Source organism: Micromonospora sp. M71_S20, assembly GCF_003664255.1.
Lineage (GTDB): Bacteria > Actinomycetota > Actinomycetes > Mycobacteriales > Micromonosporaceae > Micromonospora.
This window is the reverse complement of record NZ_RCCV01000001.1, coordinates 124,971-148,730: the sequence shown is the minus strand read 5'-3', so window position 1 is coordinate 148,730 and position 23,760 is coordinate 124,971. Positions and strand designations below refer to the sequence as shown.

21 protein-coding genes are annotated in these 23,760 nt (G+C 72.9%); 12 read left to right on the top strand and 9 right to left on the bottom strand.

Annotated elements, in window-relative coordinates:
* Nucleotides 1-89: 89 nt before the first annotated feature.
* Nucleotides 90-701 carry a hypothetical protein gene (locus tag DER29_RS00690; RefSeq protein WP_121395375.1) on the bottom strand — a complete coding sequence of 204 codons (612 nt, stop codon included), beginning with the start codon at nucleotides 699-701 and terminating at the stop codon, nucleotides 90-92.
* A 194-nt stretch (nucleotides 702-895) separates the two neighbouring features.
* On the opposite strand from DER29_RS00690, the gene DER29_RS00685 reads away from it, so the two are divergent.
* The gene (locus DER29_RS00685) at nucleotides 896-2,302 is read left to right on the top strand and encodes a serine/threonine-protein kinase (protein WP_121395373.1); all 1,407 of its coding nucleotides are present in this window, start codon (nucleotides 896-898) and stop codon (nucleotides 2,300-2,302) included.
* 9 nt (nucleotides 2,303-2,311) lie between these two features.
* Here DER29_RS00685 and DER29_RS00680 read toward each other — a convergent pair whose 3' ends face one another.
* Nucleotides 2,312-3,040 (bottom strand): hypothetical protein, encoded by a 729-nt coding sequence (locus DER29_RS00680; RefSeq protein WP_148709957.1) that lies wholly within the window; start codon nucleotides 3,038-3,040, stop codon nucleotides 2,312-2,314.
* Nucleotides 3,037-3,603 carry an RNA polymerase sigma factor gene (locus DER29_RS00675; RefSeq protein ID WP_121398861.1) on the bottom strand — a complete coding sequence of 189 codons (567 nt, stop codon included), beginning with the start codon at nucleotides 3,601-3,603 and terminating at the stop codon, nucleotides 3,037-3,039. Before DER29_RS00675 ends, DER29_RS00680 begins: the two co-directional genes overlap by 4 nt.
* Before the next feature lie 269 nt (nucleotides 3,604-3,872).
* Here DER29_RS00675 and dnaE point away from each other — a divergent pair, with 269 nt between their 5' ends.
* The 3 genes from dnaE to DER29_RS00660 all read left to right on the top strand — a co-directional run bounded on the left by dnaE (nucleotide 3,873) and on the right by DER29_RS00660 (nucleotide 9,139).
* Nucleotides 3,873-7,403 (top strand): DNA polymerase III subunit alpha, encoded by a 3,531-nt coding sequence (gene dnaE, locus DER29_RS00670; protein ID WP_121395369.1) that lies wholly within the window; start codon nucleotides 3,873-3,875, stop codon nucleotides 7,401-7,403.
* 194 nt (nucleotides 7,404-7,597) lie between these two features.
* A complete protein-coding gene (locus tag DER29_RS00665) occupies nucleotides 7,598-8,029 on the top strand; it encodes a hypothetical protein (RefSeq protein WP_148709956.1) in 432 nt (143 codons plus the stop codon).
* Between the two features lie 72 nt (nucleotides 8,030-8,101).
* Nucleotides 8,102-9,139 (top strand): aminotransferase class V-fold PLP-dependent enzyme, encoded by a 1,038-nt coding sequence (locus DER29_RS00660; protein WP_121395365.1) that lies wholly within the window; start codon nucleotides 8,102-8,104, stop codon nucleotides 9,137-9,139.
* Between the two features lie 42 nt (nucleotides 9,140-9,181).
* Here DER29_RS00660 and DER29_RS00655 read toward each other — a convergent pair whose 3' ends face one another.
* Complete coding sequence (locus tag DER29_RS00655) at nucleotides 9,182-10,042, bottom strand: SPFH domain-containing protein (RefSeq protein WP_121395363.1); 861 nt, start codon at nucleotides 10,040-10,042, stop codon at nucleotides 9,182-9,184.
* A gap of 309 nt (nucleotides 10,043-10,351) precedes the next feature.
* On the opposite strand from DER29_RS00655, the gene DER29_RS00650 reads away from it, so the two are divergent.
* From DER29_RS00650 to DER29_RS00625, 6 genes are read left to right on the top strand one after another with little or no spacing between them, the layout of a single operon-like run.
* Complete coding sequence (locus DER29_RS00650) at nucleotides 10,352-11,113, top strand: ABC transporter ATP-binding protein (RefSeq protein ID WP_121395361.1); 762 nt, start codon at nucleotides 10,352-10,354, stop codon at nucleotides 11,111-11,113.
* On the top strand, nucleotides 11,100-11,792 hold the full coding sequence (locus tag DER29_RS00645; protein ID WP_121395359.1) for an ABC transporter ATP-binding protein: 693 nt from the start codon (nucleotides 11,100-11,102) through the stop codon (nucleotides 11,790-11,792). The genes DER29_RS00650 and DER29_RS00645 overlap by 14 nt, the downstream gene beginning before the upstream one ends.
* Before the next feature lie 40 nt (nucleotides 11,793-11,832).
* Entirely contained in the window at nucleotides 11,833-13,092 is a 1,260-nt protein-coding gene (locus DER29_RS00640; RefSeq protein WP_121395357.1) for an ABC transporter substrate-binding protein, read from the top strand.
* Entirely contained in the window at nucleotides 13,089-13,970 is an 882-nt protein-coding gene (locus DER29_RS00635; protein WP_121395354.1) for a branched-chain amino acid ABC transporter permease, read from the top strand. The genes DER29_RS00640 and DER29_RS00635 overlap by 4 nt, the downstream gene beginning before the upstream one ends.
* Nucleotides 13,967-14,983 carry a branched-chain amino acid ABC transporter permease gene (locus tag DER29_RS00630; protein WP_121395353.1) on the top strand — a complete coding sequence of 339 codons (1,017 nt, stop codon included), beginning with the start codon at nucleotides 13,967-13,969 and terminating at the stop codon, nucleotides 14,981-14,983. Before DER29_RS00635 ends, DER29_RS00630 begins: the two co-directional genes overlap by 4 nt.
* A 49-nt stretch (nucleotides 14,984-15,032) precedes the next feature.
* On the top strand, nucleotides 15,033-15,704 hold the full coding sequence (locus tag DER29_RS00625; protein WP_233599597.1) for a transcriptional regulator: 672 nt from the start codon (nucleotides 15,033-15,035) through the stop codon (nucleotides 15,702-15,704).
* Here DER29_RS00625 and DER29_RS00620 read toward each other — a convergent pair.
* The 3 genes from DER29_RS00620 to DER29_RS00610 form a co-directional block, all read right to left on the bottom strand.
* On the bottom strand, nucleotides 15,673-16,305 hold the full coding sequence (locus tag DER29_RS00620) for a DsbA family protein (protein WP_121395349.1): 633 nt from the start codon (nucleotides 16,303-16,305) through the stop codon (nucleotides 15,673-15,675). The two genes, DER29_RS00625 and DER29_RS00620, sit on opposite strands and share 32 nt — an antisense overlap.
* A gap of 108 nt (nucleotides 16,306-16,413) precedes the next feature.
* The gene (locus DER29_RS00615) at nucleotides 16,414-16,776 is read right to left on the bottom strand and encodes an antibiotic biosynthesis monooxygenase (protein WP_121395347.1); all 363 of its coding nucleotides are present in this window, start codon (nucleotides 16,774-16,776) and stop codon (nucleotides 16,414-16,416) included.
* Nucleotides 16,777-16,969: 193 nt separating this feature from the next.
* Nucleotides 16,970-17,566 (bottom strand): hypothetical protein, encoded by a 597-nt coding sequence (locus tag DER29_RS00610; protein WP_121395345.1) that lies wholly within the window; start codon nucleotides 17,564-17,566, stop codon nucleotides 16,970-16,972.
* Nucleotides 17,567-18,689: 1,123 nt separating this feature from the next.
* On the opposite strand from DER29_RS00610, the gene DER29_RS00605 reads away from it, so the two are divergent.
* Together DER29_RS00605 and DER29_RS00600 are read left to right on the top strand one after the other, a co-directional pair.
* On the top strand, nucleotides 18,690-20,258 hold the full coding sequence (locus tag DER29_RS00605; RefSeq protein WP_121395343.1) for an MFS transporter: 1,569 nt from the start codon (nucleotides 18,690-18,692) through the stop codon (nucleotides 20,256-20,258).
* 11 nt (nucleotides 20,259-20,269) lie between these two features.
* Nucleotides 20,270-20,878: a TetR/AcrR family transcriptional regulator gene (locus DER29_RS00600; protein ID WP_121395341.1), complete on the top strand. Its 609-nt coding sequence runs from the start codon at nucleotides 20,270-20,272 to the stop codon at nucleotides 20,876-20,878.
* Between the two features lie 53 nt (nucleotides 20,879-20,931).
* Here DER29_RS00600 and DER29_RS00595 read toward each other — a convergent pair whose 3' ends face one another.
* Together DER29_RS00595 and DER29_RS00590 are read right to left on the bottom strand one after the other, a co-directional pair.
* Nucleotides 20,932-22,851, bottom strand: a complete 1,920-nt coding sequence (locus DER29_RS00595; protein ID WP_121395339.1) for a helix-turn-helix domain-containing protein — start codon at nucleotides 22,849-22,851, stop codon at nucleotides 20,932-20,934.
* A gap of 14 nt (nucleotides 22,852-22,865) precedes the next feature.
* Nucleotides 22,866-23,648, bottom strand: coding sequence for a 3-hydroxybutyrate dehydrogenase (locus DER29_RS00590; RefSeq protein WP_121395337.1), 783 nt, complete (start codon nucleotides 23,646-23,648; stop codon nucleotides 22,866-22,868).
* Nucleotides 23,649-23,760 lie beyond the last annotated feature (112 nt).

Sequence of the window (23,760 nt, the reverse complement as noted above, 5' to 3'; positions counted from 1 at the left end):
CATCATTGCGCCCGCCAACATCAGTGTGTTCGGGCGAAACGGACGGCGGCGGACCCCACCGAGGGTCCGCCGCCGCGTGCGTCGGTCGCTCAGCAGGACCGGCCCTCCCGGAAGCCGCGCTCGACGACGGACGCCGGGCCGACCTGGAGGTAGCCGACCCCCGGCCGGATCGGGTGACCGGTGAACAGCTCCACCCGGGAACCGACGCGCACCAGGTACGCCGAGGCGTCGCCCGCGTCGTTGCGGATCATCGAGCCCCGCGGGCCGTAGATCTCCTCCAGGGCGGCGAAGGACATGCCCACCGACGCGCCGGCGGGGGTGCGCGGCGGCGCGGTGGCGGTGCCCACCCCCACCAGCCGCCCGTCGAGGAAGGTCAGCAGGATCTTCCCCGCCCAGGCCCCGGTGACGCCGGTGTGGACCGTGCCGTCGCAGTCGGGAGCCACCCAGTCGATGAGGCCGGCCGCCGACAGGCGTGCCAGGTCGGCCCCGATCCGGAACGGCCCGGCGCCCCGGACGCTGATGACCTCGACCTCGTCCCGCCCGGTGATGGCGAGGCCGGGTTCGGCGTGGGGGTGGTCGGTCGGGTGCCCGGCGGCGACGGCCGGCCGGGGCGCGGCGGCGGCCGGGGCCGCCAGGGCGATCGGCACGAGCCCGGCCGTGGTCAGCAGGGCGGTGACGAGGGTGTACGAGAGACGGTGCACGGGGATCTCCTCCTCGGTGGTGCGGATGTCCTTGTCCTCTTGGTCTCCCCGCCGACCGGATCGGTTCGTCGGGTTCCCGACCGACGCGCTGCGGGCCGGCCCGGGCGCGCCGCCGAGGGCTGCCGCCGCACCGACGAGCCGTCTACTGTCGAGGCGGAACGGCGGCCGGCGGTGCCGGTGTCGGGGGTGGTGCGGTGACCAGTCCGGAGCGGATCGGGCCCTACCGGATCGAGCGGCTGCTGGGCACGGGGTCGTTCGCGACGGTCTGGCTCGGCCACGACCCGGTGCTCGACTCCCGGGTGGCGATCAAGGTGCTGGCCGAGAACTGGCACCACGACCTGCGGGTACGGGAGCGGTTCCTCGACGAGGCCCGCCTGCTGCGCCGGCTCGACGACGTGCGGCTGATCCGCGTCCACGCCGCCGGCGAACTGGCCGACGGCCGGCCGTACTCGGTCATGGACTGGGCCGACGGCGGCAGCCTGCACGACCGGCTGGCGGCCGGCCCGATGCCGCCGACCGCCGCCCTGGCCCTGCTGACCGAGATCGCCGCCGGGGTCGCCGTCCTGCACCGCCACGGCGTGGTGCACCGCGACCTGACCCCGGGCAACGTCCTGTTCCGCTCCGGCCCGGACGGCGAGCGGGTGCTGATCGCCGATCTCGGGCTGGCCAAGGCCCTCGCCGCCGCCTCCGGTCTCACCGCCCGGGCCGGCACCCCCGGCTACATGGCCCCGGAGCAGGACGACCCGCTCGCCGTCGTCGACACCCGCGCCGACGTGTACGGCCTGGGCCGGCTCGGCCTGCGGCTGCTCGGCCCGGTCGCCGACGCCGTTGCTGCCGATCGCGACGCTGACGTCGACGCGGCGACCGGGACGCGCCGGGGCGTTCCGGCCGGGGTGGCCGCGGTCCTGCGTCGGGCCACCGCGCACCGACCCGCCGACCGGTACCCGGACGCCGCCGCCTTCCGTGCCGCCCTGCGCCACGCGGTCACCGCGCCCGGCCCGCCCGCCGGCCCGGTCAAAGCGCCGCCCCGGCGGGTGCGCGCACGGGCTCGGCCGGTCGCCCGGCGGCTCGGCGTGCTGGCACTGGGCGTGCTGGCCCTCGCCGGGGCCGGGTCCACGGCCGGGGACGGCGCGACGGGCGGGCGGGACACCGCGAGCTGGACGAGCGGGCCGATGGCGGTGCGGCTGCCGCCCGGCTGGCGGGCCGCCGGCACGGGCTGGGCCGGCCGGTACGGCGACGACGGCCGGCTCGAACCGGCCCTGGTGGTGTCGCCCGACCCGCACCGGTGGGCGGCCGACCCGACCGTGCCGGGTGCCTTCGTCGGACTGTCGGCCGGCCTCGCCGCCCGGACCACCCCGGCGGGATTCGTCGCCGAGCGCCCGCACGCGGCGTGCGCCGCCGCGCCGGTGCGCCGCACCCGCCAAGCCGGCGTCGACTGGGTGGTGGCCCGGTTCACCTGCGACGAGGGGCGGCCCGAGATCGTCGAGGCCGCCGGGCTCGCACCCGGCCGCGCCGCCCTGATCTACGTCCAGGTGACGCCCCCGGCCGGCAGCCGGGCCGACTTCGTCGACACCCTGCTGGCCGGCGTGCGGGTGCGGTGAGCCCGCCGGTCACCGCACCACCACGGTGACCGTGTGCGTGGTGCCGCCCTGCGGGATCAGCACGTCCACGGTGCCGGGGCGGACGAACCGGATGTCGACCACCCCGGCCTCGTAGCTGCGGGAGACCAGGTCCTCCCGGTCCACGGTCACCTCGCCCGGCCCGATGCCGATGATCCGCAGCACGCCGCCGGTGGCGAAGCAGAGCGAGGGGAGCAGCGCCAGTTCGGTCTCGGCCAGCACCACGTCGTGACGCACCGCCCCGAAGCAGGTGCCGGGCGGCCCGCTCGGCGACCGCGTCGCGCCCGGCGTACGCCCGGCGGCGGTCGTCGGGGGCGCAGCCGGCGGGGGCCGCCGGGCCGGGGGGACGACGGCCGGCGGGCCCGGCGGACGATCCGGCGTGCTCGGCGACGGCGGAAGGGCCGACGACGGCAGGGCCGACGGGGAGGGCGAGGCCGGGCCGGGGGAGCGGGAGGCCGGCGCCTGCACCGGCAGCGGCGAGACGGGCGTGTCCCCGCCGCCGCACCCCGCGACCGGCACGGCCACGATCATGGCGACCACCGCGATCCTGGTGAGCCGCGGCGCGGCGAACCGTGAGCCGCCGGAGCCGCGCGACGTGCCCCGGCGGACGTCGCCCCCGCCGGCGCCCTCCGCCGGCTCGCCCGCCCCGGCCACCGCCGCCCTCCGCCGGTGGCCCGGCGCGGTCACCGCCGCTATCCGCCGGCGGCCCGGCGCGGTCACCGCCGCCCCTCGCCGGCGGCGGGCTCCCCGGACAGCCGGTGCCGCAGCTGCCGGCGGGCCTCGTGGATCCGCGACTTGACGGTGCCCTCGGGCAGGCCGAGCAGGCCGGCGATCTCCCGGTAGCCGAGCCCGAGGACGTCGCGCAGGGTCACCGCCTCGGCGAGTTCGGGGCGCAGCGCGTCGAGCGCGTCGAGCAGGTCCAGCCGGGTGCCGGCGACCACGCTCGTCCGGCGCGGGTCCACCGGTTCCGGCAGCGGCACGCCGCCGGCCTCCACCAGCCAGCGCCGCCGCAGCACCCGGTACGTGGAGCGGGCCCGGTTGGCCGTCAGCCGGTACAGCCAGGTGTGGAACGACGACCGGCGCTCGAACCGGCCGATGCCCCGGGCCAGCGCGAGCAGCGCGTCCTGGCACGCCTCCTCGGCGTCCTCGCGGTGGGGCAGCAGGCGGGCGCAGAGACGCAGCACCTCGGGGCGGACCGCGACCAGCAGCGCGTCGAGCGCCGCGGGATCGCCGCGCGCCGCCGACTCGACCAGGTCCTCGACACCGTCCGGGAGGAGGGGCATCAGGTCGTCCAATGCTCGCCGGATACCGTCCGCCCAGGCTACGGCCGCCGCCGCCGGACGGGGCGCCCCGAGTCCGGGAACCGACTGCCGGAAGCCGTCGTGGGACCCCGGCGAGTGCCGGCGGCCGGCGTGCGGCGGGGCGGTCGGAGAGATCCCCGCCACCCGGCCCGACCCTGTCCGCGCGGCGTCTGGAGCCGCGTTTCGCGGCGGCGATAGGGTAGGCCGTCCGAGCTCGACCATCCCATGATCCGACCCGGGGGGCGCCACGCATGGGCGATTCGTTCGCGCATCTGCACGTGCACACGGAGTACTCGATGCTCGACGGGGCGGCCCGGCTGAAGGACCTCTTCGCCGAGGTCAAGCGGCAGGGCATGCCGGCGGTGGCGATGACCGACCACGGCAACATGCACGGCGCGAACGACTTCTACAAGCAGGCGATGGCCGCCGGCGTCACCCCGATCCTCGGCATCGAGGCGTACGTGGCGCCCGAGTCGCGGTTCCACAAGCAGCGGGTGCGCTGGGGCCGGCCGGAGCAGAAGAGCGACGACGTCTCCGGCAGCGGCGGCTACACCCACATGACCATCTGGGCGAAGAACAAGACCGGCCTGCACAACCTCTTCAAGCTCACCAGCCGGTCGTACACCGAGGGGTTCTTCGTCAAGTGGCCGCGGATGGACGCGGAGCTGCTCGCCGCGAACTCCGACGGGTTGATGGCCACCACCGGCTGCCCCTCGGGCGAGGTGCAGACCCGGCTGCGCCTGGGCCAGTACGACGAGGCGCTCAAGGCCGCGGCGCGCTACCAGGAGATCTTCGGCAAGGAGAACTACTTCCTGGAGGTCATGGACCACGGCATCAGCATCGAGCGCCGGGTCCGGCAGGAGCTGCACGACATCTCCCGCAAGCTGGACATCCCGCCGGTCGTCACCAACGACTCGCACTACACGCACGAGTCCCAGGCCGAGGCGCACGACGTGCTGCTCTGCGTGCAGACGGCGGCGAACGTCGCCGACCCCAACCGGTTCCGGTTCGACGGCAGCGGCTACTACATCAAGTCCGCCGACGAGATGCGCGCCGTCGACAACTCCGACCTCTGGCTGGAGGGCTGCCGCAACACCCTGCTGGTGGCCGAGAAGGTCGACCCCACCGGGATGTTCGAGTTCCACAACCTGATGCCCCGCTTCCCCGTCCCGGAGGGGGAGACCGAGGAGTCCTGGTTCCGCAAGGAGACCTTCGCCGGGCTGGCCCGGCGCTACCCCGGCGGCATCCCCGAGGGGCACGTCCGGCAGGCCGAGTACGAGCTGGGCGTCATCACCCAGATGGGCTTCCCGTCGTACTTCCTCGTGGTCGCCGACTTCATCCAGTGGGCCAAGAACCAGGGCATCGCGGTGGGCCCCGGCCGTGGTTCGGCCGCCGGCTCGCTCGTGGCGTACGCGCTGGGTATCACCGACCTCGACCCGATCCAGCACGGGCTGATCTTCGAGCGCTTCCTCAACCCCGAGCGCGTCTCGATGCCGGATGTCGACATCGACTTCGACGAGCGTCGGCGCGGCGAGGTCATCAAGTACGTCACCGACAAGTGGGGCGAGGACAAGGTCGCCCAGATCGCCACCTTCGGCACCATCAAGGCGAAGGCCGCGATCAAGGACTCGGCCCGGGTGCTCGGCTACCCGTACGCGGTCGGCGACCGGATCACCAAGGCGATGCCGCCGGCCGTGATGGGCAAGGACATCCCCCTGGAGGGGATCTTCGACCCCAAGCACCCCCGCTACGCCGAGGCGGGCGAGCTCCGGGGCATGTACGAGGCCGAGTCGGACGTCAAGAAGGTCATCGACACCGCCCGGGGCATCGAGGGGCTGATCCGGCAGACCGGCGTGCACGCCGCCGGCGTCATCATGTCCGCCGAGCCGATCATCGACCACATCCCGCTGATGCGCCGGGACTCCGACGGGGTCATCATCACCCAGTTCGACTACCCGACGTGCGAGTCGCTCGGGCTGTTGAAGATGGACTTCCTCGGCCTGCGCAACCTGACGATCATCGACGACGCGGTGAAGAACATCCAGCTCAACCACGGCAAGGAGCTGGACCTGCTGGCGTTGCCGCTGGACGACAAGCCCGCGTACGAGCTGCTGGCCCGGGGTGACACCCTGGGCGTGTTCCAGCTCGACGGTGGGCCGATGCGCTCCCTGCTGCGGATGATGAAGCCGGACAACTTCGAGGACATCTCCGCCGTCCTCGCGCTGTACCGCCCCGGTCCGATGGGCGTGGACTCGCACACCAACTACGCGCTGCGCAAGAACGGCCTCCAGGAGATCACCCCGATCCACCCGGAGCTGGAGGAGCCGCTGCGGGAGATCCTCGCGCCCACCTACGGCCTGATCGTCTACCAGGAGCAGGTGCAGCGCGCCGCGCAGATCCTCGCCGGCTACACCCTCGGCCAGGCCGACCTGCTGCGCCGGGCGATGGGCAAGAAGAAGAAGGAGATCCTCGACAAGGAGTTCATCCCCTTCCGCGACGGGTGCCGGGAGCGCGGCTACTCCGACGAGGCGATCCAGAAGGTCTGGGACGTGCTGGTCCCGTTCGCCGGCTACGCCTTCAACAAGGCGCACTCGGCGGCGTACGGGCTGGTGTCGTACTGGACCGCGTACCTGAAGGCGCACTACCCGGCCGAGTACATGGCGGCGCTGCTCACCTCCGTCGGCGACGACAAGGACAAGATGGCGCTCTACCTGTCGGAGTGCCGCCGGATGCGCATCCAGGTGCTGCCGCCGGACGTGAACACCTCCGCGGGGCCCTTCACCCCGGTCGGCAAGGAGATCCGCTTCGGCCTCGGCGCGGTGCGCAACGTCGGCGCCAACGTCGTCGCCGCGATCATGCGCTGCCGGGACGAGAAGGGCGAGTACGCCGACTTCTACGACTTCCTGTCGAAGGTCGACGCCGTGGTCTGCAACAAGAAGACCATCGAATCGCTGATCAAGGCCGGGGCGTTCGACTCGCTCGGGCACTCCCGCAAGGCGCTGCTCACGGTGCACGCCGAGGCGATCGACGCGTACGCCGACGTCAAGCGCAAGGAGGCCGTCGGCCAGTACGACCTCTTCGGCGCCGGCTTCGGCGACGCGGAGACCAACAGCACCACGGTGATGCCCGTGATCGGCGACGGGGAGTGGGACAAGCGCGACAAGCTCGCCTTCGAACGCGAGATGCTCGGCCTCTACGTCTCCGACCACCCGCTCTTCGGCCTGGAGCACGTGCTCGGCGCGGCGGCCGACTGCACCATCGCCTCCCTGTCGGAGGAGGGCACCGTCCCGGACGGGGCCGTGGTCACCCTCGCCGGCATCCTCTCCGGGGTGCAGCGGCGGGTCACCAAGCAGGGCCGGGCCTGGGCGTCGGCCACCCTGGAGGACCTCGCCGGCGGCGTGGAGACCCTCTTCTTCCCCAACACCTACGAGGTGATCGGGCAGTACATCGCCGAGGACGCCATCGTGGTGGTCAAGGGCCGGGTGGACCGGCGCGACGACACCCCCCGGATCATGGCGATGGACATGTCCATGCCGGACGTCAGCAGCAACCCGGCGAACAAGCCGGTCACCCTGACCATCCCGGTGCACCGGTGCACCCCGCCGCTGGTGGAGCGACTCAAGGAGACCCTGGTCCTGCATCCGGGCGACACCGAGGTGCACGTCAAGCTGCTCAACGGCGGCCGGACCACCACCCTGCGGCTGGGGCCGTTCCGGGTGGCGGCCACCACCGCGCTGATGGGCGACCTGAAGAGCGTCCTCGGCCCCGCCAACGTCAGCTGACGCCGCCGGGCCTGGCTCGGCAGCCGGGCAGGCCTGCGGCGGATGCGGCATGATCGCGGGCATGACCGTGCCCGCCGGGGAGGCCGCCGCGAGCCCGCTGCGGGTCCGCGACCTGGTGCCGGACTTCTCGGCGTACGGAGCGGCTCGGCGAGCCGGAGCACGACGGGCTGCTGGTCCAGCACGAGGTGGCGCACGTGGTGCACGACCGGCTGGCCCACATCCGGGACTGGCCGGAGCACGGGGTCGCCAACGCGCTACTCGTGGAAGGGCTGGCCACCCGGGTGACGGCCGAGCTGGACCCGCGACGACCGGACGACGAGTACCTCTGGATGGGTGCCACGCACCGGCGGTGGCTCGCCGACTGCCGGCGCCGCTGGCCGGAGATCCTGGACCGGATCGCCGCCGACGTGGACGCCACCGACCTCGACCGGTACGCCGCCTGGTTCCTCATGCGCGACAGCGCCCACCGGGGCGACCTGCCGCGCCGCTGCGGCTACCTGGTCGGCCTGGAGGTGGTCCGACTGCTCGGCGAGCGCCATCCGCTGCACGAGATCGCCTCCTGGGATCTCGACCGGGGACTCGACGAGGTGCGACGAGGTCTGCACGCCCTGCGGGCGGCGGCCTGAGCGCCCCACCCGGGGCCGCGAGCGCGGGATTGGCCATCCCGGTATCCGGCGCGGGTGGCTAGCGTCGGCGGGGTGGACATCACACAGGCGCAGAAGTTGTGGCAGCCGCAGCCGGGTTGGCTGAACACCGCCAGCTACGGGCTCCCGCCCGAGCCGACGTGGGACGCGGTGCAGGAGGCGTTGGCCGACTGGCGGGCCGGGCGCACGTCGTGGGAGGGCTGGGGCCGGGCCACCGAGCGGTCGCGAACCGCCTTCGCCGGTCTGGTCGGGGTGCCGGTCGCCGACGTCGCGGTCGGCAGCACGGTCTCGCAGTTGCTGGCCCCGGTCGCCGCCGCCCTGCCCGCCGGCGCGACCGTCGTGGTGCCGGAGGTCGAGTTCACCTCCAACCTCTTCCCGTGGCTGGTGCAGGTCGAGCGGGGCGTGCGGGTGCGCACCGTGCCGCTGGCCGGGCTCGTCGACGCGATCGACGCCGACACCGACCTGGTCGCGTTCAGTCTGGTGCAGTCGGCCGACGGCGCGGTCGCCCCGTACGCCGAGGTGGTCGCGGCGGCCCGGGCGCACGGCGCGCTCGTCGCGGTCGACGCCACCCAGGCGTGCGGCTGGCTGCCCTTCGACGGGAGCCTCGCCGACGTGGTGGCGGTCGGGGCGTACAAGTGGCTGATGGCCCCGCGCGGCTCCGCGTTCGCCTACCTGGCGCCCGCGCTGCGGGAGCGGCTGCGCCCCGACGCCGCCGGCTGGTACGCGGGGGACGACCCGCACGCCTCCTACTACGGCCTGCCGCTGCGCCTGGCCGCCGACGCCCGCCGCTTCGACATCTCGCCGGCCTGGTTCAGCTGGGTCGGCACCGCACCCGCACTGGAACTGGTTGCCGAGATCGGCGTGCCGGCCGTGCAGGCGCACGACGTCGCCCTGGCCAACCGGTTCCTCGCCGGGCTGGGCCGGCCGCCGGGGGAGAGCGCGATCGTCGCGGTGGAGGTGCCCGGCGCGGCGGAGCGGCTGGAGCGGGCCGGCGTCCGGGCGGCGGTCCGGGCCGGCCGGGTGCGGGCGTCCTTCCACATCTACTCCACCGAGGACGACGTCGACCTCGCCCTGGACGCGCTCACCGGCTGACGCCGAGGCGCGGCCGGGGGCGGGGTCGACGCCGGCCGGCCGTCACTTGGCGCCGGTGATGATCCCGGGGTTGATGCAGAGGCCGGGGTTGCTGCCGTTGCGTTCGGCGATCTCCAGGCACCGCGACACCTTGTCGACCTTCGCGTTGGTCTCGGTGATCTGCTTCTGGATGGCGGCGTTCTTGCGGTCCTGCTCCAGGTTGCGGGTCTGGGCGAGCTTGTCCTGGAATGCCTTGATGTTGCCTTCGGTCTTGTCGTCGTGGTTGACCCGGGTGATCGTGACCGACAGGATGTCGACGTCGCTGGCGAGCCGCGACTCCGCGCTGGTCTTGATGCTCTCGGCGAAGGGCTTCAGGTCCACGTTCAGGCTGCCGGTGTTCGAGTCGATCTTCTCCAGCGGGTTGTACGTGGCGAAGGCGTCGTTGACGGCGCTGTCGAGCTGCACGCCCACCCGCTGACCCCGGAAGCTGTCGAAGTCGCCCTTGTAGTCCATGAACTGCTTCGGCGCGTTCTCCGGCTTGACCTGCCACTCGACGAGCACCTCGACGCAGGCGTCGGCGAGCGTGCCGGTGCGGACCCGGACGCAGTGGTCGCCGCCGATGTGGTCGTACTTCTGCCGGCCCGCGTCCCACTCGCCCACCTTCTGCCAGGGGGCGACCCACTTCAGGCCGGAGCCGGTGACCTTGCCCGTCGGCTTGCCGAAGCTGGTGACGATGCCGACCGAGCGGATCGGCACGGAGTGGGCGCTGGAGCCGACGGTGAACACGACCGTCCCGACGAGGCAGGCGAGCGCCGCCAGGGTGGCGGTCCGCTTGGCCGACCTGTTCGGAGCGGCGAGGGCGAGCAGGCCGGAGATCGCCAGGCCGACGGCGAAGATGATCGCAACAGTGAAGCCGAAGGGCATTCGCTCGGCACCTTTCGGGGCAGGGGGCCATCACCCTAGGGGCATCCGTCAAGGCGGAGCGCAGGTGGGGCGCGGCGTGGCGCGCCCACATGGGCGTGGTACGGAACGACCCGGCAGTCACCATTGTCGATGCCGGCGGGCGGGGTCGCCGGGCGGCGGGGTGGAGTTCCCGCACGGTCCGGCGTCCCGGAATGTGGCTGCCATCGACATAGTTCGACATCCCGGCGTCGCCGTAGGTTTCCAGCACACGACGGCCATGTGACCCCGGTCACCGATCAGGCCGTCGCCGGACCTACGAAGGAGTAGGCGATGGCCGGGCAAGCGCTCCTGTCGGCCCGCGGGCTGACCCGTGACTTCCGGGGTTTCCGGGCGGTCGACGGGGTCGACCTCGACATCGCGGCGGACAGCGTCCACGCGCTCGTCGGCCCCAACGGCGCCGGGAAGACCACCCTGTTCAACCTGCTCACCGGATTCCTGCGGCCCAGCGGTGGGCGCATCGAGCTTGACGGCCGCGACGTGACCGGGCTGCCCCCCGAGCGGGTCGCCCGGCTCGGCGTGGCCCGGTCGTTCCAGATCACCAGCCTCTTCCCACAGCTCTCCGCGCGGGAGCACGTCGAGTTGGCGTTGCAGAGCCCGAGCGGACTGGGCTGGCGGTTCTGGCGCTCGGCGAAGCTGATGCGCCGCTACACCGACCGGGCCGGCGAACTGCTCGACATGGTCGGGCTGGCTGAGCTGTCCGAGGCCCCCGCCGAGGCGCTGGCGTACGGGCGCAAGCGGGCGCTGGAGCTGGCCATCGCCCTCGCCCTGGACCCGAAGGTGCTGCTGCTCGACGAGCCGACCGCCGGGATGGGCCTGGAGGACGTCGACCGCACCGTCGAGCTGGTCGCGCGGGTCCGGCGGGGCCGGACGGTGGTGCTGGTCGAGCACAACATGAGCGTCGTCGGGCGGCTCGCCGACACCGTCACCGTCCTGCAGGCCGGCAAGGTCCTCGTCGAGGGCCCGTACGAGCAGGTGCGCGCCGACGAGCGCGTGATCACCGCCTACCTGGGAGCCGCTGATGCTGCGCATTGAGAACCTGTCCGCCTGGTACGGCGAGGCGCAGGTGCTGCGGGAGGTCAGCCTGGACGTCGCCGCCGGCGAGGTGGTCACCCTCGTCGGGCGCAACGGCGCCGGCAAGTCCACCCTGCTGCGCTGCGTGATGGGCCTGCACACCGGCCAGCGCGGCAGGATCGAGCTGGACGGGCGGGACGTCGGAAAGCTGGCCGCGTACCGGCGGGCGCGGTTGGGGCTCGGCTGGGTCCCCGACGACCGGGGCAGCTACGCCACGCTGAGCGTGACGGAGAACCTCACCCTGCCGCCGACCGTCGGGCCCGACCCGTGGTCGCTGGAGCGCGTGTACGAGGCGTTCCCCGCCCTGCACCAGCGGCGGGACTCGGCCGCCACCATGCTCTCCGGCGGCGAGCAGCAGATGCTCGCGCTGGCCCGGGTGCTGCGGATGGGCGCCCGGCTGCTGCTCTGCGACGAACCGACCGAGGGGCTCTCGCCGCTGCTCGTGCAGCAGGTCGGCGACCTCCTGCGCGAGGCCAAGCGGCACGGGGTGACCGTGCTGCTGGTCGAACAGAACCTGCACTTCGCCACCGGCGTCGCCGACCGGCACTACCTGCTGGCCGAGGGACGCGTCGTGGAGGCGATGGACAACTCCGAGGTGCGCTCCCGGGAGCGGGAGCTGCTGTCGTACCTCGGCATCTGAATTCCGGTTCGACGACCCGCGCGGCGCGCGGGGTGGAGGGATGGGCATGCGTAGGACGGTGGGTGTGGCCGCCGCTTCGGCGGCGGCGATGGTGCTGGTCGCGGGCTGCGGCGGCGGTGGTCCGCAGTCGGGCGGGGACCAGAAGCTGACCGGCGGCAAGATCGTGCTGGGCGTGCTGAACGACCAGTCCGGTGCGTACTCCGAGCTGTCCGGCAAGAACTCGGTCAAGGCCGTCGAGATGGCCATCGCCGACTTCAAGGCGAAGCACGGCGACAAGGCGGTGACGAAGGACATCACCGTGGAGACCGCCGACCACCAGAACAAGCCCGACATCGCCAACACCAAGGCCCAGGAGATGTACGACCGCCAGGGCGTCGACCTGATCCTCGACGTGCCCACCTCGTCGGCGGCGCTGCGGGTGGCCGACGTGGCGAAGGAGAAGAAGAAGCTCTACTTCAACATCGGCGCCGCGACCACCGATCTGACCGGCAAGAGCTGCAACAGGTACACGTTCCACTACGCGTACGACACGTACATGCTGGCCAACGGAACGGGCAAGGTCACCACCGAGCAGGTCGGCAAGAACTGGTACATCCTCTACCCGAACTACGCCTTCGGCCAGGACATGGAGAAGAGCTTCTCCACCGCCATCACCGCCGCCGGCGGGCAGGTCGTCGGCAAGGACGGGGCGCCGTTCCCGAACACCACCGGCGACTTCTCCACCTTCCTGCTGAAGGCGCCGACGCTCAACCCGAAGCCGCAGGTGCTCGGCACCATGCAGGCCGGCGCCGAGCTGGTCAACGTGGTCAAGCAGTACAACGAGTTCAAGCTGCGGGAGAAGGGCGTCGGGCTGGCGGTCGGCCTGATGTTCATCACCGACATCCACTCGCTGACCCCGGCCGCGCTCGCCGGCACCACGTACACCGACGCCTGGTACTGGAACTTCGACGCGAAGAACCGGGAGTTCGCCGACCGCTTCCAGAAGGAGACCGGCACCCGACCGTCCTTCGCGCACGCGGCCAACTACTCCGCCGCCACCCAGTACCTGGAGGCCGCGCAGGCCGCCGGCACCGACGACGCCGACACCATCGTCGACGCGCTGGAGGGCAAGACCGTCGAGGACGTCTTCCTGCGCAACGGCAAGATCCGCGCCGAGGACCACCGGGTCGTGCACGACGCGTACCTGGCCCAGGTGAAGCCGCAGTCCGAGGTCACCGAGCCGTGGGACTACGTCAAGGTGCTCAAGACCATCCCGGCGGCCGAGGCGTTCGCCGCCCCGTCCTCGGAATGCAAGCTGTGACGGGCTTCCTGCAGAACACGTTCAACGGGCTGGTGAGCGGGGCGTTCTACGCCCTGCTCGCCCTCGGGCTCGCGGTCATCTTCGGCATGCTGCGGGTGGTCAACTTCGCCCACGGCGCGTTCTACATGCTGGGCGCCTTCGGCGCGTACGTGCTGCTCACCGAGGCGGGCGTGCCGTTCTGGGCGGCGTTGGTGATCATGCCGGTGGGACTGGCCCTGGTGGGCATGGCACTGGAGCGGGCCTTCATCCACCGCCTCACCCGGCTCGACCCGCTCTACAACTTCCTGCTCACCTTCGGCCTGACGCTCATCCTCCAGGACCTGGTGAAGCTCCGCTACGGCGTGCAGTCCAGCCCGTACGAGACCCCGTCCGCGCTCAGCGGGTCGGTCGACTTCGGGCTTTTCGACTTCCCCACCTACCGGGTCTTCATCCTCGGCTTCGCGGTCGCCGTCTGCGTCGGCGTCTGGTGGGTGCTCACCCGCACCCGGATCGGCATGGTGGTCCGGGCGTCGACCGAGCGGCCCGAGCTGACCCGGGCGTTCGGCATCGACGTCGGACGCTGGGTCACCCCGGTCTTCGGCTTCGGCATCGGCCTCGCCGGGCTCGCCGGGGTGCTGGCCGCGCCGATGCGGGCCGTGAACCCGCTGATGGGCGCCGACCTGATCATCGTGGTCTTCGCGGTGGTGGTGATCGGCGGGCTGGGCTCGATCTTCGGCTCCGTCGCCGCCGGCTTCGGCATCGGCCTCGTGCAGGCGTGGGGCGAGGCGTACCTGTCCGACTTCCCGATCGTGTCGCAGACGATCGTCTTCATCGTGATGGCCGTCGTGCTGCTCTGGCGCCCGGCCGGGCTGTTCGGCCGTGAGGAGGCACCGGCATGACGAGCACCGTCGACACCGAGACCGACGCCGGTCGCCCGGCGCCGAGGTCCGGGCTGGTCGCCGTGACCCGGGCCCCCGGCTGGGTCCGGTACGCGCTGCTCGCCGTCGGCCTGCTGGTGGCGTTCTGGCTGCCCAACGGGCTCTACCCGGCGGTGGCGGTGGACATCCTCTGCTGGGCGCTCTTCGCCGTCGCCGTGGACCTGCTGCTCGGCTTCACCGGGTTGATGTCCTTCGGGCACGCGGCGTTCTGGGGCGCCTCCGCGTACGTCACCGGGTTGACGGCCATCCACCTCGGCCTGCCGTTCCCGGCAGCGGTGCTGGCCGGGGCGCTCGCGGCGGCCGTGCTCGCGGTGCCGATCGGCTACCTGGCGGTGAAGCGGACGGGCATCTACTTCGCCATGGTCACCCTGGCGTTCGCGCAGATGGTCTACTACGTGGCCAACGAGTGGCGCTCGGTCACCCGCGGCGAGAACGGCCTGCAGGGGGTGCCCCGCGAGCTGTTCGGGCTGGACCTGACCGACGACTACTACTTCTACTACGCGATCCTGCCGATCGTGCTGCTCGGGCTGGCCGCCGCCTGGCGGATCGTGCACTCGCCCTTCGGGCGGGTGCTCGTCGGCATCCGCGACAACCCGGCCCGCGCCCGCGCGCTCGGCTACCCGGTGCACCGCTACAAGCTGACCGCGTTCGTGCTGTCGGGCTTCATCGCCGGGCTCGGCGGCGGGCTGTTCGCCGTCGGCCACCGCTTCGTCTCCCTCGACGTGCTGCACTGGACCACCTCCGGCAAGGCGGTCATCGTGGTGGTGCTCGGCGGCATCGGCACGCTCTGGGGCGGGGTGCTCGGCGCGGGCATCCTGGTCCGCCTGGAGGACTGGCTGTCGTTCTCCGGGTTCGAGGCGATCGGCCTGGTCACCGGCGGGATCTTCGTCCTCGTCGTGCTGGTGTTCCGGCGCGGCATCTGGGGCAGCGCCGCGGCCCTGGCGACGCGCTGGGCGGCGTCCCGCCGGCGGTAGTCGCACCCGGGCGCATCCATCCGCGGCCCTCCCGACGTACCCCCGGGTAGTGAACGTCTACCCGGGGGTACGTCTGGTGCTGACAGATCCCATGCCGGTCGGGGCCGTCGAGACCGCGCGCAAGCAGCTCTCGCTGGCCGCCGAGGACCTCGACGCCAACCGGGTCGCCGCGCTCGTCGTCGAGGTGGCCGACGAGTGGGGCGCGGCGGCGCTGTGGGAACAGGTCTGCGTGCCGATGCTGGCCGCGCTGCCCGGGCACACCGCCATCGAGGTCGCCGTCGAGCACGCCCTCGCCGAGGGCCTCCGCGTCGGCCTCGACGTGTTCCGGCGCGTACCGGGCCGTCCGCTGCCCACCGGCGGCGTGCTGCTGGCCGGCGCCGAGCAGGAGACGCACTGCCTCGGCCTGCACGCGCTGGCCGCCGCGCTGCGCGAGCGCACGCGGGGCAGCCTGCTGCTCGGGCCGGCCCTGCCGTGGACGGCACTGGGCAGTGCCGCCCGTCGCGTCCGCCCGGGCGTCGTCGTGGTCTGGGCGCAGACGCCGGTCACCGGGCGCGCGTACCGCCTGGTGCGCTTCGCCCGCGACCTCCCGGCGATCCGGGTGTACGGCGCCGGCCCGGGCTGGATCGAGCCGCTCGGCGCGCCGGCGACCCGGCTGGCCACGCTGCCCGCCGCCGTCGCCGCCTGCGGTTCTATTCCACGGGTACGGCCGGAGGGCCGCTGAGCAGGCGGCGGAGCCGTTCGGGGGCCTGGACCCCGGAGATCGGGGGCCGACCGTCGATCACCAGCGAGGGGACGCCGGTGACGCCGCACTCCACGGCGCGGCGCTCGTCGGCCCGGACGCGGTCCGCGTAGGCGTCACGGGCCAGCAGGGTGCGGACGTCGGTGACGTCCAGCCCGGCCTCGACTCCCAACCGTTCCAAGGTGTCCGGGGCGGCGATGTCGAGTCCCTCGGTGTGGTAGCCGCGCAGCAGCCGTTCCATCATCTCGTCGGCGAGGCCGCGGTCGGCGGCCAGGTGACCCAGTCGGTGGGCGTCGAACGTGTTCACCGGTCGCGCGAGGTGCAGGTTGAGTTCCAGGCCCTCGGCCGCGCCGAGGGTGCGGATGCGGGCGATCCTGGCGGGCGCGGCATCCGCCCACCAGTCCGCCATGGCCTCGGCCGCCGTCCGGCCGGGGGTCCTGCCCTCGTGCGGGGCGAGCTCGTAGCTGCGCCAGACGACCTGTGTCCGGTGCCGGTCCGGGGCGCCGGTCAGGGCGGTGGCGAGGCGCCTCTTGCCGATGTAGCACCAGGGGCACAGCACGTCCGCGTACATCTCGATCTTCATGGGTTCCTCCGCGTGCGGCACGACCTGCGGTCGCTGCCGGCTCGGGCGAGTCGGATCCGTTTCCTGCGGTGCCGAGGCCGGTCGGGTGGTCCCTCGGCGGCGGGGAGGTCAGGCGTCGGCCTTCTGCGGGCCGGGCCCGATCTCGCGGACGACGGTGTAGGTGGGGATGCCGCTCATCCGGGGTTCGGCCCTGCCGGACAGGCCGTCCAGCGCCTCGGCGATGGCTGCCGCCCGGCCCTCGGTGTCGGAGGTCGCCACGAAGTTGTCGTAGTCCGCCCTGCTCGCCCAGCGCACGATGTTGTAGACGCGGGTTCCGTCGGTGCTGACGTGGAACCGGGCCGACCGGTAGCCGGGATAGAAGCGGACCCACCGCTCCTGGACGTCCGCGAAGGCGGCCACCAGTTCCCGCTGCGTGTCGGGCCCGTCGACCGTGTAGTCGATGATCGAGTAGAAGCTGGTGTCAGCGCTCATGCGTGCTCCCGTGTCGGACTTGTCAGAGGCCGTGGATCCCGACTGAGATCCTCGAACCTGATCCGAACTTGAAGTCAAGCCCTTCGCGCAATGACGACGGTGGATGTGCCGCTGGCCGGCACCCCGGGTTCGGGTGCCGGCCGGCGATCCCCCTTGTGGTGGAAAGTCTGTGTCAGTCGTGTCCGTGTCCGGGTCAGCTGTTCCAGTGTTCGGCGACGAGGTCGGCGGCCTGCTGCTCCCACTGGGCGTAGTGGTCGGGGTACGCCGACACCTGCACCGTCTGCGCCGCCTTCGTCAGGGGCATGTCCTGCCACCCGTCGACCTGCTTGAGGCCCTTCAGGAACGCCGTCGTCGAGTACTCCGGGTCGGTGATCTGCTCGACGGTGCCCCACCCGCTGGAGGGGCGCTGCTGGAACAGGCCCTGCGAGTCGTGGTCGTTGCGGTCACCCAGGTGACCCAGGTTCTCCAGCTTCGACTCCTGCAGCGCGGTCGCGATGGAGACCACGGCGGCGCGCTCGTTCATGCCGGCCTTCTTCGTCGCGGCGATGATGGCCTTGACGTTGGCGACCTGCTCGTCGGACAGGTCGATACGCGACTGCGCACCCTGCACACCATGCGGCACCAGCGTGCCCATGTCCGGCTTGTCGGCGCGCACGGCGACGGCGACGGCGGTGGTGTCCACGCTCGGGGCGCTGGTGTGGGTGGTGTCGGTCATCGGGCCGGCGGCCACACCACCGGCGAACGCCAGACCGGCGATACCGAGCACGCTGTTACGAATGATCGTGTTCATCGAAGATGCTCCATTCGGAGGTTGGCACCCGCACCGAGAGGGATCGGCTACGCGGATGCAAGCACCGTCCGGCGCTCATGAACTTCAAGAGGGAAACTCCAGCACGAACTGGAGGGGGATCTCCGGCGTCGCACCGGAGGAAAGATCAGATCAGCCGCGTCGGCCCGCATGTGTCCGACCTGTGCTGGCCGGAAGGGCCGGGCTGTTTCGCGGGGCAGGGGATGCCCTCACGCCGGCTGCGCGCGGCGGGGGATGCCCTCACGCCGGCCGGACCATGTGTAACGACCGCCGGCCCGCCATCATTCCGGGCCCCGGCACACCATCCCATCGGGCGGCGCGGCCTTGCCTTGCTCGGTCGTACGCAGGGTGTAACGACCCCGCCCCGGCCACGATTCCGCCCCCACGATGCCCCCGATCACACCCCCGAACCGGACAGCCGCCTCATTGCGCCATCCCAGGCGATCGACCACCGACGCCCCACCGAACGACAACCCCGAAACCGGACAAGCGGCGCACCGGATCCGCCCGCACCTCCCAGATCTTGGTAGGTAAACGCCCCTCAAAGGGCCCTTACCTACCAAGATCTCCCGAGCAGCCGGAGCACCCGAGCACCCGAGGCAGGCGGGCGTCGATCATTGTGGCGCCCCATATAAGGCGCAATCCTGGGCACGACGCCCACCACAACTGCATGATCGGCACGGCGAAGGGCGGGCACGTCGAGCCACCCTCGCTCAGGCCGCGCCGCACCAGGGCCCGCAGCGGGCGGACGCGAGGGCGGGCGCCGACGGGTGTGGCCCGCCGTGCCCGGCGCAGGGATCAAGCCTGACCGCCCGGAGCCGGGCACGACGCACCGCCCCCACCCCGACGCACCGCCCCCACCCCGACGCGCCGCAACCACTCCACGCGTGGGCAGCCAGCCACCCCAACGTGCGCAGCACCCCACGAGCGCGCAGCCACCCCACGAGCGCGCAGGTCCACGAACCGCACCCGGGAAGAGGACAGGAGTGACCGCCGCCACATAAGATACGAACCGGTTCCGTATCGATAATCACCCGCCTACGCTGACACCCTGAATTACGAGTCTGACCCGTATCGAAACGGGGCCGGGGGGGAGAACGCGAAGATGCCACCGCACGAGAACACGGGACACCCGAGGAGGTGGGCGATCCTCGGGGTGCTGGTGATCAGCCTGCTCGTGGTCGTCCTGGACAACACGATCCTCAACGTCGCGCTGCGGACGCTCGCCGACCCGGTGCAGGGCCTCGGCGCGAGTCAGGGCGAGCTGGAGTGGTCGATCAACTCCTACACGCTGGTCTTCGCCGGCCTGCTGTTCACCTTCGGCGTGCTCGGTGACCGCGCCGGGCGGAAGCGCTTCCTGCTGATCGGCCTGGTGCTCTTCGGGCTGGCGTCGCTGCTGTCGGCGTACGCGCAGAGCCCGGCGCAGCTCGTCGCGGCCCGCGCGCTGATGGGGGTGGGTGGCGCGGCCATCATGCCGGTCACGCTCTCGATCATCTCCAACGTCTTCGACCCCCGGGAGCGGGGCCGGGCGATCGGCGTCTGGGCCAGCGCGGTCGGCCTGGCGGTGGCGATCGGCCCGATCCTCGGCGGCGCGCTGCTGGAGCACTACTGGTGGGGCTCGGTCTTCCTGATCAACGTGCCGGTGGTGGCGCTCGGCGTGGTGCTGGTGGCGCTGCTCGTGCCCGAGTCGCGGGACCCGGATCCGGGCCGCGTCGACGTCGGCGGCGTACTGCTGTCGGTGGTCGGGCTCGTCGCGTTGACGTACGGCATCATCGACGGCGGCGAGCACGGCTTCGGCCGTCCGCTGGTCTGGGCCGCGATCCTCGGCGGCCTGGCGGTGCTGGCCTGGTTCGTCGCGTACGAGCGGCGCAGCGACCACCCGTCGCTGGACGTGCGGCTGTTCCGGGTGCCCCGCTTCGCCGCTCCGGTGGCCATCGTCGGGCTGGTCTTCTTCGCCGCGATGGGCGTGATGTTCTTCAGCTCGTTCTACCTGCAACTGGTGCGCGGCTTCAGCCCGCTGGAGACCGGCCTGCTCTACCTGCCCTTCGCCGCGGCCCAGCTCATCTTCGCCCCGAGCAGCGCGGCGATGGTCCGCCGCTACGGCGGCCGGGCGGTCGCGACGGTCGGGCTGGCGCTGACCGTGGTCGCGCTCGGCGCGTTCGCCTTCGTCGACGCGGCCACCCCGATCTGGGTGGTGCTGGTCGTCTTCTTCCTCCAGGGCACCGGGATGGCCAACATCATGCCCCCGGCCACGGAGTCCATCATGTCCGCGCTGCCCCGGGAGAAGGCCGGCGTCGGCTCGGCGGTCAGCAACACGGTCCGGCAGGTGGCCGGCGCGCTCGGCGTGGCGGTGCTCGGGTCGGTGCTCTCCGCGGTCTACCGTGCCGACGTCGACCCCGCCCTGCGGGACCTGCCCGCCGGGGCGCGCGAGGCGGCCGGCGAGTCCATCTCCGGCGCGTACGCCGCGGCGGGTCAGCTCGGGCCGGCGGCGCCGCAGCTGATCGCGGTCGCCGACGACGCCTTCCTGGCCGCGATGCACTGGGCGGCGGGCCTCGCCGCCGCGATCGCCGCGCTCGGCATCGTCGTGGTGCTGCGGTGGATGCCCGGCCGCCCCGCCGCCCCGGCGGGGAAGCCGGCGCCGGTGGGGGAACCCGAGTTGGCCGGGACCGCCTAGCTTCGGGAACAATGTCCGACATGACTTCCACCGCCGACGCTCCTCGGCCGCCCGGGCGGCCGAGGAGCGTCCGCGCGGACGAGGCGATCGTCGAGGCCGCCCTCGACCTGCTCGCCGACGGCAGCACCATCGAGGCGATCTCGATCGAGGCGATCGCCGCCCGCGCCGGCGTCGGCAAGGCCACCATCTACCGCCGCTGGTCCGGCAAGGACGCGCTGCTGCGCGACGCCCTGCGTACGCTCAAGGGGACCCCGCCCGAGCCCGCCGGCCACTCGGTCCGCGACGACCTGATCCTGCTGGTCGGCGCGGTCGGTCACCACATCGACCCGCGGGCGGCGCGGATCATGCCCTGCCTGGTGCCGGAGGTCAACCGCAGCCCCGAGCAGTACCAGCTCTACCAGAACATCATCGAGCCCCGGCGGGAGATGATGCGCGAGGTGCTGCGGCGCGGGATGCGCTCCGGCGAGCTGCGCGCGGATCTCGACGTCGAGGTGGTCATGGCGATGCTGACCGGCCCGATGCTGGTGCAGCGCGTCATGCGCTGGCACCCCGACCTCGACGAGACGACGCTGCCGCAGCGCATCGTCGACGGCGTCCTGGACGGCATCCGCGCCCGCTGACCGCCCCGCCGGGCGGGGGCCGGCGGCCAGGCGGCGGGTAATCGAACTGCGGCTCAGGCGGCCGGCGTACGCAGGCGGTGCAGGCGCAGGGCCAGCTGCACCTCCAGCGCCCGCTCCGGCTTCTGCCAGTCGGCGCCGAGCAGCTGCCCGACCCGTTCCAGCCGCTGGGTGACCGTGTTGACGTGCACGTGCAGCTGCTCGGCGGCCCGGGCCAGGCTGCCGCCCACCCCGAAGTACGCCTCCAGGGTCTTGACCAGCGCGGTGCCCCGCCGGGCGTCGTAGTCGACGACCGGCCCGACGGTGGCGGTCAGGAACCGGTTCACGTCCTTGTCGCCCCCGTCGCCGACGGCGCCCAGCAGCAGCCCCACGAAGCCCAGCTCGGCCGTGCTCGCCCCCTGCCCCGAGCGGCCCAGCGCACCCAGCGCGGTCAGGCACCGCTCCGCCTCGGCGAACGTCGCGGCCAGCGACGCCGGCCCCGTCGACGGGCCGCTCGACCCGGCGGTCACCGGCCGGCCGGTCACCCGCGAAAGGTCCCGGGCCACCGCCCGGGCGCTGCCGCCCGCGTCCCGGCCCGGCAGCATCAGCACCACCCGACCGTCGCGGGCCGCCGCCAGACCGCCCCGGGTCGAGGCGTACGTGGTGGCCCAGGAGAGCACCCGCTGTCGGGCCGAGCCGGTGGCGGCGATGGCGTCGTCGCCGACCGCCACGAGCACGTGCGGGGCGTCCAGGTCCACGCCGAGCCGGCGGGCCCGGCTGCGCAGCGCGTCGGTGTCCCGCAGCGGCCGGGCGATCAGGTCGTCGAGCAGCTCGCCCCGGACCCGCCCCTCCGCCTCGGCGACGGTACGCCGGAACAGCAGCAGCAGCGCCGTCACCAGCGACGCCCGCTCCAGGATCCGCTGGTCGGCGTCGACCAGCTCGTCGTCGGGGCGCAGCACCAGCGCGCCCATGTTCTCCGCCCCGGCCACCACGGCGGCGTACCAGAGCCGGCCCCGGCGCACGCTGCGGCCCTCCGTGCGCGACGCGGCCACCGCCTCCACCATGTCCGCCCGGTCGGGCTCCTCGATCTCGCCGACCCGGGCCAGCAGCCGGCCCTCCGCGTCGAGCGCGAGCAGCGCGCCGCCGAGCACGTCGGTGACCGCCGCGGCGACGTCCTCCACGCCGCCGCCGCGCAGCACCAGCGCCGTCATCCGGTCGTGTGCCGCCGCGGCCCGCTCCACGGAGCTGCTGTGCGCCCGGATGGTGGTGTTCGCGAACGACAGCTCCTCCAGCGCGGCCCGCGTCTCGGCGAGCAGCCGCGCGGTGTCGATCGCCACCGCCGCGTGCGCGGCGAGGGAGACCAGCAGCGCCACCTCCTCCCGCACGAACGGCCGGGCCGAGCGGTTGGCCGCGTAGAGCACCCCGATCGAGGTCGAGCCGAGCCGCAGCGGCACCCCGAGGATGGCCACCAGGCCCTCCTCGCCCACGCCGGCGTCGATCTCGCCGGTGTGGTGGAAGCGGTCGTCCTCCGGGTAGTTCGCGGTGACGTACGGGGCGCCAGACTGGGCCACCAGGCCGCCGAGGCCGGCGCCCATCGGCAGCCGCAGCTGCTGGAAGCGGGCGGAGACCGAACCGTCGGTGACCCGCATGTACGTGTCGCCGCGCTCCTCGTCGTCGAGGGTCATGTAGGCCACGTCCGCGCCGAGCAGGTTGCGTGCCCGGTGCACGATCGCGCGCAGCACGTCGTCCAGGTCGCGCAGCCCGGCCAGGTCGCTCACCGTGTCGTACAGCCCGGAGAGCTCGACCTCCCGGCGGCGGCGGCGTTCCAGCAGCGCGCGCACCCGCAGCGCCACCGTCTTGGCCTGCTCCAGCTCGGCGAGCCGCGCGGGCGGCAGCCCGGCGGCGCGCGCGGCGACGAGCGGCCCCTCGAACTCCACCGCGGCGGCCTCGCGGGCGAGCAGCTCCAGGAACTCCACCGGTGACGACATGACCGACATTGTGCGGCTTGCCACTAGTTCGCCGTCCAGCCCCCGTCGAGCGCGATGGACGCGCCCGTGATGAACGCCGCCGGCGGGGAGCAGAGGTAGGCCACGAGTTCGGACACCTCCTCCGGCTCGATCAGCCGCTTGATCGCCGCCCGCGCCAACATGATCTTCTCGACCACCTCGCTCTCCGGGATGCCGTGGCTGGCGGCCTGGTCGGCGATCTGGCTCTCCACCAGCGCCGTCCGCACGTACGCCGGGTTGATGCAGTTGGCGGTGACGCCGTGCGGGGCGCCCTCCAGCGCGACCACCTTCGACAGCCCCTCCAGCGCGTGCTTGGCGGAGACGTACGCCGACTTGTACGGCGAGGCGCGCAGCCCGTGCACCGAGGAGATGTTCACGATCCGCCCCCAGCCCTTGGCGTACATGTGCGGCAGCGCCCGGCGGATGATCAGGAACGGCGCCTCCACCATCACCCGGTGCAGGTGGGCGAAGCGTTCCGGGGAGAACTCCTGCACCGGTGCCACGTGTTGCAGGCCCGCGTTGTTCACCACGATGTCCACGTCGGCGTCGAGCCGGTCCACCGCGTCCGGGTCGGCCAGGTCCACGCCCTCGGCCCGCCCGCCGGCCTCCACCGCCACCGCCTTGGCCGCCTCGATGTTGCGGTCCACCACCAGGACCTTGGCGCCGGCGGCGCCCAGCCGCAGGGCGCAGGCCCGGCCGATGCCGCTGCCGCCCCCGGTCACCAGGGCGGTACGACCAGCGAGGTCGACGTGTACGACGTGGGGGACCGCCACGGGTTCTGCCGTCATGGCGCATGAAGTTACGAGCTGTGTGTCCGGGCGCACATGGGCCGGCGACACATACTCGACGGCCGGAGTGTGTGGCCGCCGCGCGCCCCGGCCGCGTGTCGGCGCGCCCGGC

Bases quoted from the DNA above. Each gene is read 5' to 3' on its own strand.
- DER29_RS00595 (WP_121395339.1), bottom strand. From the start codon at position 22,851: ATGTCGGTCATGTCGTCACCGGTGGAGTTCCTGGAGCTGCTCGCCCGC.
- DER29_RS00600 (WP_121395341.1), top strand. From the start codon at position 20,270: ATGTCCGACATGACTTCCACCGCCGACGCTCCTCGGCCGCCCGGGCGG.
- DER29_RS00655 (WP_121395363.1), bottom strand. From the start codon at position 10,042: ATGCCCTTCGGCTTCACTGTTGCGATCATCTTCGCCGTCGGCCTGGCG.
- dnaE (WP_121395369.1), top strand. From the start codon at position 3,873: ATGGGCGATTCGTTCGCGCATCTGCACGTGCACACGGAGTACTCGATG.
- DER29_RS00645 (WP_121395359.1), top strand. From the start codon at position 11,100: ATGCTGCGCATTGAGAACCTGTCCGCCTGGTACGGCGAGGCGCAGGTG.
- DER29_RS00610 (WP_121395345.1), bottom strand. From the start codon at position 17,566: ATGAACACGATCATTCGTAACAGCGTGCTCGGTATCGCCGGTCTGGCG.
- DER29_RS00590 (WP_121395337.1), bottom strand. From the start codon at position 23,648: ATGACGGCAGAACCCGTGGCGGTCCCCCACGTCGTACACGTCGACCTC.
- DER29_RS00605 (WP_121395343.1), top strand. From the start codon at position 18,690: ATGCCACCGCACGAGAACACGGGACACCCGAGGAGGTGGGCGATCCTC.
- DER29_RS00675 (WP_121398861.1), bottom strand. From the start codon at position 3,603: ATGCCCCTCCTCCCGGACGGTGTCGAGGACCTGGTCGAGTCGGCGGCG.
- DER29_RS00650 (WP_121395361.1), top strand. From the start codon at position 10,352: ATGGCCGGGCAAGCGCTCCTGTCGGCCCGCGGGCTGACCCGTGACTTC.
- DER29_RS00620 (WP_121395349.1), bottom strand. From the start codon at position 16,305: ATGAAGATCGAGATGTACGCGGACGTGCTGTGCCCCTGGTGCTACATC.
- DER29_RS00640 (WP_121395357.1), top strand. From the start codon at position 11,833: ATGGGCATGCGTAGGACGGTGGGTGTGGCCGCCGCTTCGGCGGCGGCG.
- DER29_RS00630 (WP_121395353.1), top strand. From the start codon at position 13,967: ATGACGAGCACCGTCGACACCGAGACCGACGCCGGTCGCCCGGCGCCG.
- DER29_RS00615 (WP_121395347.1), bottom strand. From the start codon at position 16,776: ATGAGCGCTGACACCAGCTTCTACTCGATCATCGACTACACGGTCGAC.